The sequence below is a fragment of the Pseudovibrio sp. Ad5 genome, from assembly GCF_001623095.1.
Lineage (GTDB): Bacteria > Pseudomonadota > Alphaproteobacteria > Rhizobiales > Stappiaceae > Pseudovibrio.
In genome coordinates this window covers 1-13,185 of record NZ_LMCH01000026.1, presented here as the reverse complement: position 1 = coordinate 13,185, position 13,185 = coordinate 1, and the positions used below count along the sequence as shown (strand labels likewise).

General features: G+C 48.6%; 6 protein-coding genes and 1 pseudogene. 6 read left to right on the top strand and 1 reads right to left on the bottom strand.

Annotated features, from left to right (window positions below):
- Positions 1-332: 332 nt before the first annotated feature.
- Positions 333-524, bottom strand: a pseudogene (locus PsAD5_RS27645) (hypothetical protein); the annotation flags it as partial.
- A gap of 286 nt (positions 525-810) precedes the next feature.
- Here PsAD5_RS27645 and PsAD5_RS13830 point away from each other — a divergent pair.
- From PsAD5_RS13830 to PsAD5_RS13805, 6 genes are all read left to right on the top strand, one after another.
- On the top strand, positions 811-3,255 hold the full coding sequence (locus PsAD5_RS13830) for a hypothetical protein (protein WP_063292538.1): 2,445 nt from the start codon (positions 811-813) through the stop codon (positions 3,253-3,255).
- Between the two features lie 479 nt (positions 3,256-3,734).
- Positions 3,735-4,367, top strand: a complete 633-nt coding sequence (locus PsAD5_RS13825) for a tyrosine-type recombinase/integrase (RefSeq protein WP_063292537.1) — start codon at positions 3,735-3,737, stop codon at positions 4,365-4,367.
- Positions 4,368-4,563: 196 nt separating this feature from the next.
- Complete coding sequence (locus PsAD5_RS13820) at positions 4,564-5,253, top strand: Crp/Fnr family transcriptional regulator (protein WP_063292536.1); 690 nt, start codon at positions 4,564-4,566, stop codon at positions 5,251-5,253.
- A 612-nt stretch (positions 5,254-5,865) separates the two neighbouring features.
- Complete coding sequence (locus tag PsAD5_RS13815; RefSeq protein ID WP_153041387.1) at positions 5,866-6,621, top strand: hypothetical protein; 756 nt, start codon at positions 5,866-5,868, stop codon at positions 6,619-6,621.
- The gene (locus tag PsAD5_RS13810; RefSeq protein WP_208988610.1) at positions 6,609-9,857 is read left to right on the top strand and encodes an autotransporter outer membrane beta-barrel domain-containing protein; all 3,249 of its coding nucleotides are present in this window, start codon (positions 6,609-6,611) and stop codon (positions 9,855-9,857) included. The genes PsAD5_RS13815 and PsAD5_RS13810 overlap by 13 nt, the downstream gene beginning before the upstream one ends.
- An 846-nt stretch (positions 9,858-10,703) precedes the next feature.
- On the top strand, positions 10,704-12,407 hold the full coding sequence (locus PsAD5_RS13805) for a M10 family metallopeptidase (RefSeq protein ID WP_084405971.1): 1,704 nt from the start codon (positions 10,704-10,706) through the stop codon (positions 12,405-12,407).
- Positions 12,408-13,185 lie beyond the last annotated feature (778 nt).

The window sequence follows — 13,185 nt, the reverse complement described above, 5'->3', positions numbered from 1 at the left end:
ATGTCTGCTGCGCCATGAAAGCGCGTCCATTAGCGTGGCTCTCTACAACCATTCCGGCACATGCATGCAGCCGCTCACTGTAAAGAGCGACCCAGACTGCGAAGAGAAGCGTGACCCGGAGATGGATATGATCCGAATGAAAAGGAAAAAGAGCTTGACCTCAGCGCCCGATTAGAGAAGCGGCCGATCACATGGCTTAAAGCCCGTCCAAACTTTGGCCAGTGTTCAACTACAGGTCACTTTCATACCTTCAATCTTGAACATCAACTACTGGATGTTCTTTCTGAGTGTCTTTTGGTGCCACTCGGCACCTATCCAGGGATCGTTTGAGGTTAGGGGTAGAGTAGTACGCTAAGGATACCCTTCAGGGCTATTTTATCACTCTGAAGATGGTTTTCGAGCATAGTCATGGCTTCAGATCGAGCACTGGGGCAAATTCCAAAGGCCTGCTCAATGAGGCGGGCTTCACCCAGAACATCCTTCGAGAAGTTGAAGGCACGAGCCTGACCTTTGCGCAGTGTCCTGTGCTCTGCACAGGAAGGGCTTTGTCAACAGGGCCTAGAGTTTTCAGTCTCCTTGATCAATCTGTAAGGCGATGAACCTAAAGCGGAAACACCGACCTATAGCGAAAACATATAGGCGACAAAACAATCTTGGGTTGTACTACCTTCCAACAAAAATACACTCCCGCGGACCAAAGCCTCGAGTACGGCACCTGTTATCGTAACCGATGATAGCAACGTGTCACGGCCCATAGCCAATTAACGACATTATTTCGATGGCGGCGTTTTAACATTAGGGAGAGAGCCTATGCAAAAAGACCATCGCATTCGCTTAGAATTCACCAATAACAGCTCATCCGTTTTCACTTTTGAGCAAGCTCACTTAGAATATGGTCAACTAGCAGATGACAGCGAGTGGCCAAAAGAAATAGCTGCCGATGGTGGTCGCGCAACCGTCGAATGCGATGAGGCAGAAATGTCTGTCGCAGGATGCGCAGGCTGGGTAAAATATAAATCTTCCTCGCCTGAAAACCCTATCAGTATCTATTTCTCGTTCGCCAATCCGATTGGGAACGTGAACAAAATTGATGCCGGCACAAGCGATCAGATATACGAAACCATGACTTCTCAGTTCCTGCCGGTGCAGAGAGTTTTTCCAACCGAAGGTTCCGAGGAGCACTATTGGACGGTGGATGCATCCAGTACAGATGGAAAAACCAACGACGCTAGATTTGTGATTGAAAGCGGTGATACGACGGAAATTATTCCGGAGAACCCGCAGATGGTAAATGCCGCAGCAACTTTTGACAGTGTCAATGCAAACTCTGGTGGGACTGGCTACTATTTTACCATCCACCCTTCGATCTACTCACATTTTAAAGGAGTTGGTGCTTTTGGCTCAAAGTTAATCTTCACGCACACAAACGTGATGATTGACGACCAGCAAGGCATATACATGATTGGAAATAAAATTCCAAAAAAATATGGAGGCAGTGACATCATTCAAGCAACTTATAACACCGAACATGATCCCGCTTGGGGGCATCCAGGAGGTGTTCAAGTCTGCGGTAGCTATATGGCACTTACACTCGAGAAAAGTGACAAACATAACACCTGCTCGGAAGTACAAATATACGATGTGCGCCCCACGGCAAAAAACAAACCGATGAAACTTCTGACCACGATCCCGAGGGACGATAGCGGGGTAAATGGCGCAGGAATGACGAGAGAAAAGTCTGAAGAGGCAGTAGGTGGAGAAAAGGGAAAATACATTGTCATTGCAGGGGACAGCCCGGGGCTAAGTGTCTATCGATCCCAAACTACTGACATTATTGCGCAAACCCAGTTCGACCTCATTCAGTTGATTTCAAAGAAAGATCTGCCTGACACATTTAGTCCGGAGGGTGGCTTCGCTCTCGCGACACAGGAAAATGGAGAACTCTTTATCTTCACGATGCACGGCACCGATAGAAGTTTCGGTCTATATCAACTCCAGATTGAAGGAGATCATAGTGCAAGTGTGACGGAAGTTCGTGCTCCAATACTATTGGAGACTGGAGCTTCCTCGTCAGCCGACGCGGAAACAAGATACGACGATACATCAACCGCAATCAGCTTAGCTGATATCAAGGCGCGCTATAAGCCAGATACAGATATGATGTGGCCATCAGAACTTGGTGCCAATTTTCGATGGGGGAAAGGTCTTCAGATAACGTCACCTACCAGTATTGAGATTTTTGCAACCTCTAGGAGTGCGCTAGCTGGAACGTTTTCAATCGCGACTTGGAAGGCGTATACAGCTATTGACGCTGTCTGGTGGCCTAGCATTTATTACACTACAGGCTCCTCGGTGGCGATCGCTACAGATTACAACTCAGGCTGCCTGGAAATGAACCGTGGCTCTGGTGGAAATAGCAACAAACTTTACTACCGCGTAGGAAGGGCGCATTTCTCCGGCAATCGTATCGACTTTGGAAACGGTATATATTTTACAAGCAGCTCCGACTTTGCCGTATCTATGGACAATAAAGACCACTGTATCTGTGTGCATAGGGAAAGTGGGAGTGGCAATAAACTATATTATGCCGTTGGACTTGCGGATATAGGTGCCAGGACAGTCAATTGGGGCAATAATCAAAATTACACCACCGGGACCAAGGTCGCAGTCGCCATGGATAATCATGGTAACTGCGTTGAGCTACACACCGGTAGCGGCGACGACAAAGACAATCTCTACTACATGGTTGGGATCGTTAACTCCACTGCAAAGACAATACATTGGGGAGATAGCTACAAATATGACACGGGCGCTGACATTGCCATCGCAATGGATGATCATGGTAATTGCGTAGAGACACATAGAGGCAACCCGGCTTCTGGTAACGACGATAAACTTTACTACCGCGTTGGCAGAATAGACTTCAGCAAAAAGACCATAAGTTGGGGTGATAGTATCCAATACGATTCAGGCTCAGATCACTCAGTAGCGATGGACAATAGTGGTAATTGTTTGGAGGTTCATCGAGGTTCCGGTAGCAGCGCTGACCTATACTACCGCACTGGAAAAATACAATTTGAGAAAAAAAAGATAGACTGGAGTGAAAGTAAGAAATACGACCATGGCTCCAATCTTGCTGTAACCATGGATAATAATGGCCACTTTATAGAAGTGCACCGGCATTCGGAAGGTGGCAATGACAGCAATAAGTTATACTACAAAATTGGTTTGCCGGATCTGGACCCCGCTGACTAAGCTCTTCCCTTGCAAAGTATAGCGTACTTCAAACTCCCCGTAATGACGGGGAGTTTTGTGTATCCGTGACGATTTGTATGATCAGGAATGGTCATAGAGAAGCTGGAGCCCAGTGAGCGTGGCGGAGGTGCCGTCCAGTATAAGAGAACTGGCGCTTCATCAATGGTATATTGTCTGTCTTGGGGATAGGTTACCCTTGGCGGGATATGCATGAAGGCTACCGTAAACGCCTTAGGTTGGGGCTACTTCAATCCCCGATGGAAATGCTCCAATGTCTCCAAATGGCCCGATATCAAAGCGATTTCAGTCATCAAGAAACTTTGCCGAAAACTATACTACACATATTCTGGTTTTCCGAGCAACGCTTGGCAAGCAAACTAGTAGTTCGTTACCTTTACCAACTTAGACCTCAATACCGTCTTCTGCACGCTGTAAGATTAGCTAGATATGGTGGTTGAGGGCGGTATGGAGGAGCTGTCATGACCATATCAAACCTTCCTATGATCAGACCAGTAAAACCAGCCTGGAATCGTGGCAGGATTGTCGGGCAAAAGCGCCCTTTGCTACCAAAACACGTTTGGGCCGTTCGTGTTCGCATTGAGATCGCAGGCAAAATACGTGAGCTAGCTTTGTTCAATACAGCAATCGATAGCAAACTCAGAGGGTGTGGTCTTGTAGGTCTTAAGGTTATCGATGTTTCTACTACTGGGCGAGTGAAAGAGCGCACTTCAATAATACAGAGTAAGACCGGTAAGCCTGTGCAGTTTGAACTCATGGAGGGAACCAGATCAGCCTTGTCAAAATGGATAGACAGTCCAGAAATGATCGGGTCAGAGTACCTGTGGCCAGGCCGGTTTCATGACAGGTCGCATATTTCGACACGACAATATGGCCGAATGTTGAAGGAGTGGGTTCTTTCAATCGGGCTAGAACCAAGCTCTTACGGTACACACTCAATGAGCAGAACTAAGGTCGCGCAAATCTACAAGAAGACAGGTAATCTTCGAGCCGTGCAGCTTCTTCTTGGCCACACAAAGATGGGCAGTACTGTCAGATACTTAGGTATAAACCTTGAAGATGCACTTTCGTTGTCAGAGAAAATCGACATTTAGCAATCAAGGAGCTGGTAGGGAGCAGCTCCGCACTCTTCAGTTGTCAGCATGACCATTTGTAGATATTCGTGAATATCGCTAACTGCGGCCACAATTGAGCCTCTGCACCTAACTGTGTGGTGTGTTGACAACCAGGGCGATGTTCAGGATACGTGATGAAGTGTATGCCCTCAACGCTTTTTAAGGAACCTTGGCCATGACAGGATTGCTGGATCACGGGAGCCTCAAGTTCCTTGACCTGCTCACCCCAAAGGTCAAAGCCGCTTTTGCAGCTGTCGAGCATCACCACACCTATCAGGACGGCCGCACGATCTTCTCGACCGGTGATGATGGTGATCGCTTGCTCATTGTACGTTCAGGGGCAGTTAGAATGGGGCGTTTCAGCCCCAGTGGCCGAGAAACAATTCTTGCTGTGCTTGGTGAGGATCACTTCATTGGCATCATGGGCGTGCTGACCGGTCGCAAGCGGACACAAAATGCTACAGCAGTTGGTAAAACAACAATCGGTTATGTTCTCAAAGCTGATTTTCTAACGCTAATGGACGCTCACCCCGAGATCGCCCGCGCAGCTTTGCCAGCGACATTGAGCCGTTTGAATGTGGCGCTGAACATGCTTGACGATCTGCGTTTGCTACCTTTGCCTGCTTATACAGCGGTGTTTTTGCAGAACATGCTCGAAGCTTCAGAAGTGCCTGGGATGCTCAACTGGAACCAGTCTGAGTTGGCAATCGCTGTGGGCACCTCACGTGTTTCTATGGGTAAAGCACTCAAACAGCTGGAAAACAATGGCCTAATCGTACTGAAGTATGGCGCAATTGCCGTGCCGGACGAGCAAGCCCTGTCAGATTGGATTGATGCCGCTAGAGTCGAGCATTTGTCTCTCTGAGGTCTGATCGCTCATGCCGTGTGCACAAATCTGAGTAAATAGCTAGATTGCTAAGTTCTTAGCATTCTTTGCGGAGCTGACTGCGTACAATCCTTCTGTATTTTTATCCCATTGATATTCAAGTGTCAGCATTTTGACCGCTGCCGCCGGTATCGGCGTGCCGTCTGGCGAATGATTGGGAAGAAAGATCTGTAGTGACTACGTTTAAGGGGGCATTCTATGCATGCGGCTAAACACATCTGCGAGCGCGCCACAGACAGCCTTTTAGGGCGTTGGTTCAAAGCTCAGACGACTCCTCCGCAATTTGCCATCAAGCGCAAGACGCCCTGCTTGCATCTCTGGTCCGCTGGTTGGTGGTGTTGATGCTGCTAGCTGGGGGAGTATTCCCCTCTGGTGTAAGTTCGCGAGCACAAATCATTCCCACTTTCTCTCCGCTCGGCGTTCTGTATTCGGGGCCAAATATGGACCATTCCTTCAACACCGAAGTTTGAAGTTCCCTGGTTTTCGCTGCCCTACGACCACATTACAAATACTTAAAATCCGAGGAATCGAATGTTCCAGAATAGTTTTGGTTCACAGACAAGACGAAAGCAAAAAACTGTAGTTTCAGCGTTGCGTATCCCAATAGTTGCACTCTTTGCCCTAGATTTGGCAGCCACCAGCCGGTTTGCTTGGGCCGAGGATATTGATGGGTCTTCGTCACTAACAATTGATAGTGATCCAACCGTTTCGGACCATCCTAGTCCGTGGGATGTGGGTGGCCCCCTGAATATTGGGGTGACAGCTGGGTCAGGTGCCAAGCTTACCATTCAAAACGGTGGTGAAGCGTTCGTTGCCAGCTATTTATACGTTGCCTCAGGCGACGATGCTTCAGGTTCTGTGGATGTGCATAACGGCAATGCTCTGGCCGATACGGGCGATGTGGGTGTCAGTGGCGGGCGCCTATTGATCACCGATAATGAGACAGTGGGTGATACCGCACTCACTGGTGGCTCGCTGGAGATCGCCACGGGTGCAACCCTTTTCGCGGATTCATTCATGCTGAGGGATGGAGCAGTCACCGGCGGCACGCTCGCGGGTAGTTCATACATCTTAGAAAACGGCAGCATAAGTGCAACGCTAACCGGACCCGGAGCGTTGACCACGATCGGCAGCGGTACCGTAATGCTGACCGGCACCATCGCTGCCGGAAACAGCCCCGGCACGCTGACTATTGATGGCGACCTCGATCTTACCTTCGCATCAGTTATGGATTTTGAGCTTGGATCTCCATCCAGCGCAGCGGGCGTAGACAGCGATCTGATCCGGTTGTGGTTAAATTTTTCCGATTTTTCACTCTCCAGGGATAGACGCACATGCAACGCTTGATCTTTGCATACAAAAACACATCAGCCCTAGCTTCACATAGGCTTGCGATTTCAATCATTGCAGGAGCGCTGACGGCAACTCCCCAAATTAGTCGTGCAGATGTTGTCTTTACCGGCAAAAACTACGGCTCCTTTGGCAGTGGCCATATGACCCTCGGCGATGGGGGCATTGGCACGCTCACAATTTCTGGCGAGGACAAACATGGCGATAAAGAAGATAGAACCATTACCGGCGACTTGAATTTTGCAGAGCATTATGTTTTTGATCCCGGACCTGCCCGCGGTGAGCTTAACGTGCTTGACGGTGCGCGTCTGACTGTAAACGGCAATCTTGATCTTGGTCATAGCTTCGAAAGCCCACCAGCACCAACAGAAGGAGGCCGTATCCTTGTTTCGGGCGAAGGATCTATACTTTCATCTATAAAGAGACTAAATTTCCAATATGGAACGAGTGCGCTCACCGTTTCTAATGGCGGTACTTTTTCCTCACCCAATTGGATCAGATTTGGTGATTCTGGTTATTTAGATGATTATAGCCAGTTTGCCGTCAATATCGGTGCTGCGAAAGGTGAAGTTGCTCAGGCCCCGGGAATACTGGATATTCCAAGCATTTATTTTCGCTTTTCCAATGGCGAGCTTAACTTCAATCACACTGATGACGCCTATATTTTTGATGTCGACATCGGGTCGATTCATTCCAATCAAGGATATCGCCACACAATCAATCAGATAGCGGGCACAACGATTTGGACCGGCGGTGTGGGTGAATTCTATGGTAGTTACAACAGTTTTGCTGGCACGACGAATATCACTGGCGGTGCATTGATCGTTAATGGCGAGCTGCCTGGGCAGATCAAGCTGACGGGCGGAACACTTGAGGGCACGGGTACTGTCGGCAATGTCGAGGCTACAGGTGGCACGCTCTCTCCAGGTTATCAAGGGAGTGGCACTTTGATGATCGGTGGTAACCTTGTTCTGGATGAAAATGCGACACTCGCTTTCGGTCTAGGCGCACCCGATGGCACTGTAGGCCTCGATAGCGACCTGATCACCGTTGGTGGCGACCTAACCTTAGATGGCACGCTTGATGTAACCGATACCGGCACGTTTGGTGCAGGTGTATATACATTAGTCACCTATGACGGGGGCCTGACAGACAATGGCCTCACAATCGGATATGCCCCTCTTGATTACGACTATGCCCTGAGCACCACTGTAACGCTTGGCACTGTGTCATTATTGGCCTCGACGCGGGATTTACTGTTTTGGAACGGCACTTCAACCGCTAACGGCACCGTGCATGGCGGCGCGGGCACATGGAATAGCTCAAGCCGTAACTGGACCAACTCTGCCAATTTCACAGATCTGGCCTATGACCCTGATAGCTATTTCGTTTTTCAAGGTACGGCGGGTACTGTCACGGTCGCTGATGAAGGTGTCTCGGTTGCATCTGGCCTGCAGTTTGCTGTCGATGGCTATCAGGTCACAGGTGGCGAGGTTGCGCTTGATGGCAAAACCTCGGTCCGTATTGGCGATGGCACGAATGCTGGTGCAGACTTCACTGCGACCATAGCTTCTGACATTACAGGGACCGGTTCTCTGGATAAAACTGACCTAGGCACACTTATTCTAGAGGGCAATAACAGCTATGCAGGTGGCACAACCCTGACAGCGGGCAAACTGGTTGTTAATGGCACCATTGGTGATGTTACAGTCAATGGCGGTAGCCTTGGTGGTTCGGGGACTGTAGAGGCTGTTGCTTTCCATTCAGGTGCCGTAATCGCTCCGGGAAACTCCATCGGGACTCTGAATGCGACTTCTCTTGTTTTCAATAGTGGTTCAACCTTTGAAGTTGAGTTGAACGATGGGGGCAATGCAGCAGGCACCAACAACGATCTGCTGGCTGCCAGCGGTACCGTGACAATCAATGGTGGTACGGTGCATGTTAAGCCGGAGAACGGAACCGACGATGGTTCAACCTATGCCGCCAATACGGTCTATACGATTTTAAGCGCTGTAGGGGGCGTCTCCGGAACGTTTGATTCACCCGCACCAACAGATGACTTCGCATTCCTTGATTTTGCTCTGTCATATGATGCCAACAATGTTTATCTCGGTTCCCAAATGGCATCCAGCACGTTCTGCATTTCCGGGATGAGTTCTAATCAGTGCGCTACAGGTGAAGGCGCGTTCTCACTTGGCAGCGGAGACTTGTTCAATTCAGTCTTGAACCTGTCCAATGCGGATGCAGCAGGAGCACTCGATCAGCTTTCAGGCGAAGCCCACGCCTCAATAAAAACAGCGCTGATTGAAGATAGCCGCTTTGCCCGCGAGGCAGCCCTCAGTCGTGTGCGCGTTGCAATGGATTCCGTTGCTGCGGATGGACATGAACAAGTGGAAAAGCACGTTGGCGAGAGCCTCGCGTTCTGGGGGCAAGGTTTTGGGTCCTGGGGACGTTGGAATGGAAACAGCAATGCCGCAGGGCTTGACCAGTCAATTGGCGGTTTCCTTCTTGGTGGAGATGTCCAGATCGGCGAAAGTTCCCGTCTTGGCTTTTTCGGTGGCTATGACAACAGCAGTTTCGAAGTGAATGGCAGAACGTCCTCTGCGACGGCAGACACGCTGCATCTTGGTGCTTATGGTGGCACAGAGTTTGGGCCTCTGGGAGTGCGCGCAGGTGGTAGCTATGCATGGCACGATATCGACACGACCCGTTCGGTTGCCTTCACTGGCTTTGCCGAGAACCTGTCAGGATCCTACACAGTGCGAATTGCGCAGATCTTTGGTGAAGCGGGGTATCGTTTTGATTATGCTGCGACCAGTCTTGAGCCTTTTGCCAATATATCCTACATCCAGTTGTCCGGCGATGGGTACTCCGAAACCGGTGGCTCTGCTGCGTTGAAGGCTGGTCGCCAGACAATGGACAGCACCTTCACCAGTATCGGGCTGCGTGCAGAGACACGGGCGAACCTTGGTCAATTCACCGCGAAGCTATCAGCACAAGCTGCCTGGCAGCATGCGTTTGGCGATATAACTCCTGTTGTCAATCATGCCTTTGCCGGAGGCGATGACTTCTCCGTTGCCGGTATCCCGATTGCCAGAGATGCTCTTCTGCTGAATCTGGGAGCATCGGTGGATCTGGGACGGAACACAACCTTAGGTCTGGCATACGATGGCCGGTTTGGTTCCGGCTTCACCGATCAGGGGCTCAAAGCAAACATTGCTCTGAAGTTCTGACCATTCTCCTGTCTGAGCAAGACCACCTACCCAACATAGACCCGCCCGCCACTTGTAAACAGAAGTGGCGGGCAAATGCTCTCCACCTGTCGAAAATCCATATCCACCAATCCCGCTAATTTATCCCCGCCCTGAGCACGGTATTACTCATTAGCACTGTGACCTTTGCGTAGGAAAAGGAAGTGGTCTGGGAAACTCCGAAAGACTACAATCCAGACTGCCTCACTATTGATGGAAACGCTCTAATCGCCGGTAATGGCCCGTCGTCTCTCAAAACATTACTCGCATAGTTAGGCTTTCGCACCTGCAGCAAAGTTTAGAATTGCCGAATGATTGCAGTATTACCGATCTTAATCCGTCCATTAACTGTTTAAGAACAGCGTAATTAGCCTAACAAATCAGGGTGTTTGTGGTTACTCGGCAAAGTTCTCTTATTGTTCTTAACGATGGCAAAATATACTGCCGTGCGTCCACTGGGCCTATCTCTGATGGAATTTTCGATACCGAGCAGATTTAAGTAAAAATATGAAAATATGGCTATATTATGTGTAAATAATTTTTATAATGGAGAATAAGATTTATTCAGTGCAACTCCTAGAAATCGACATAAATGGTAATTTTTAGATTATATATCAATAATATCAATTAGATAATGTTGATTAGATTAGTAATTAGCAGTCAGGTGCATTTGAAATAAATACTTAATTATACTTGCACCTATTTGATTTAAGTTTATATTATGTTTTGTGAACAAAATTATCATGGGAAAAAACACTAATTAGAGTTGTTTGTTACTGATAGATGATCAATTTTACTTCTGTAATTGAAGTAAAAATTGAGGGTAAGATGCATTACAGTTATTCGGGCTCTTCTAGCCGTTATAAGTACAATCCTTATGGCTATTATCCCTACAAATGGACTTCACCTGGCGATGAATGGCGTGATGCCCCATTTAGTCGCTCCACACCATATACAATTGATGCGGGCGAGAGCTTTGTTGGAAGATTGAGCTACCGCGGTGATCGTGATGCTGTGGCAATCGAGCTTGAAGAAGGTAAAGAGTACACAGTCTCCCTAAAAGGAACCGGGTATTACGGTGTTCGCAACACTGTCCTTACGCTTTATGATAGTGATGGTAACCGTATTGCCTTTGATGACGATAGTGGAGAAGGACGTAATTCTGAGATCACGTTTACGGCCACTTCCAGCGGCAAGTTTTATATTGGGGCTTCTTCCTTTGGTAACCGTTATACTGGCAGCTATAAGATTGACGTAATCGAAAATGCCAGTCCAGTAGATCCAGACCCTGTGGACCCGGACCCTGTAGATCCGGACCCTGTGGACCCGGACCCTGTGGACCCGGATCCTGAGATCGTTGTGCCTGAAGGGCACTTTACCAATGATCAAATCGCTAACCAGCTCACTGATGTAGCTTGGCGCAGTGGCCGTCGTGCATTTGATGTGGAACCAGGTGGCACGATCACGGTAAACCTAACAAGCTTGAACAGTGATGGTCAGGCTCTCGCGATCAAAGCTCTTGATGCTTGGTCGATGACTACGGGCATCAACTTTGAGCAGGCGAATTCTGGCGCACAAATCACCTTCAGTGATGATAGAAGCGGTGCCTACTCAAGCTCCCGCGCATATGGCGGCACCATTCAGTCATCAATTGTAAACGTAAGCACTTCATGGTTGAAGAACAGTGGAACCAGCCTGGATTCCTATTCATTCCAGACTTACATCCATGAAATCGGCCATGCTCTCGGCCTGGGGCATGCTGGCAACTACAACGGCAGCGCACGCTATGGTGTAGACAACCACTATGCGAACGATTCTTGGCAGGGCACAGTTATGTCCTACTTCTCTCAAAACGAGAACTCTGCTGTGGACGCTAGCTATGCCTATGTCGTTACGCCAATGATTGCTGACATTCTTGCAATGCAGGATCTCTATGGTACCGCTGATAACATTCGCAGTGGTGATACCGTTTATGGCGAAAACTCAACCGCTGGCGGTTACTATGATGATCTGGCGGATCTAAACCGGGTAACCTACACGATCTCTGACAGTGGAGGGCAGGACACTCTCAACTTTAGTTCTGTGCGTGCTGATCAGAAAATCTCGCTGTTGGCAGAAACCTATTCTGATGTGAATGGTTACAAAGGCAATCTAGCCATCATGCGCGATACAGTGATTGAAACTGCCTATGCAGGGTCAGGCAACGACACGCTGATCGGTAACTTTGCCGACAATGCTCTTTATGGCAATGCTGGTCATGATCGTCTTGAAGGCGGTTTTGGCAACGACATGCTTTCCGGAGGTTCTGGAAATGACAGGTTTGTATTCGATACCAATTGGGGTGCTGATGAAATCATCGACTTCGAAGATGGCTTTGATCTAATTGAATTCATAAACAATATCGATAGCTTCAACGACCTGAACATCTCCGGGAAGGATGATGACACCATCATTTCTTATGAGGGTAGCTCCATCACCCTTTCAGACGTTGCCGTAAGCAACATCACTGAAGATGACTTCATGTTCGCGTGATAACCAATATGGAATAACCCGCGTCTGCGGGTTATTCCAAACCGACAGCATTTAAACGTTTGGAGCAATCGCATATACAGATCCCTTTTTTGGGGAATGCCTCAAACTTTTATATGCTCTCCACCACGCAGAGTTTAATCAGAAAGAAGACGCACTTGCAGAAAGATGGGGCTAAACGTAGCGGAGATCATTCATCAACAACATGCAAGGAGTGATTAATCATAAAGTTTAGAACTCAAAGTTGATCTGACTGAAGGTGATATTGCAGCGTCGCCCTCTGGTTTGATTTTGAAGTTCTGCATGCCAATTCTGGTCAATACCTCCACGCTTAACTCTTGTGCTCTTTCTTAAACAGCTGCACGTCGGTAAACATACTTCAAAAGCTAACTTCCAACTGCTGCTGAGTTTGGGAGAGAACTTGCATCCATTTAAAACACCTATCAACCCTCGGTAGAACCGCTCAAAAGTCCGCTTGAGGCCCTCGACGCTAGCAACGGCCTCTCACTGGCCGGATTTTTCGCAGTGCATTGAACGTCAGCAAAGTCCGCATCTTACCAGTTCAAAATCACCAAACTTGGGTGAATGAGATTCAATGTTCCCTTGTTGTTGTTCGTAACGCCCACACACGATGGAGTGGACGCCCTCCCAGCCAGGCATCGCTTTATGCCAAGATAGCGTTGAGGATATAGCGCGAGAGGAGATGTGATCATGGAAGTTAGTATCATCGGGATTGATATCGCCAAAAATGTATTTCAGTTTCACGGCTCAACCAAAACTG

Coding starts and splice junctions, on each gene's coding strand:
- PsAD5_RS13830 (WP_063292538.1), top strand. CDS start 811: ATGCAAAAAGACCATCGCATTCGCTTAGAATTCACCAATAACAGCTCA.
- PsAD5_RS13810 (WP_208988610.1), top strand. CDS start 6,609: ATGCAACGCTTGATCTTTGCATACAAAAACACATCAGCCCTAGCTTCA.
- PsAD5_RS13825 (WP_063292537.1), top strand. CDS start 3,735: ATGACCATATCAAACCTTCCTATGATCAGACCAGTAAAACCAGCCTGG.
- PsAD5_RS13805 (WP_084405971.1), top strand. CDS start 10,704: ATGCATTACAGTTATTCGGGCTCTTCTAGCCGTTATAAGTACAATCCT.
- PsAD5_RS13820 (WP_063292536.1), top strand. CDS start 4,564: ATGACAGGATTGCTGGATCACGGGAGCCTCAAGTTCCTTGACCTGCTC.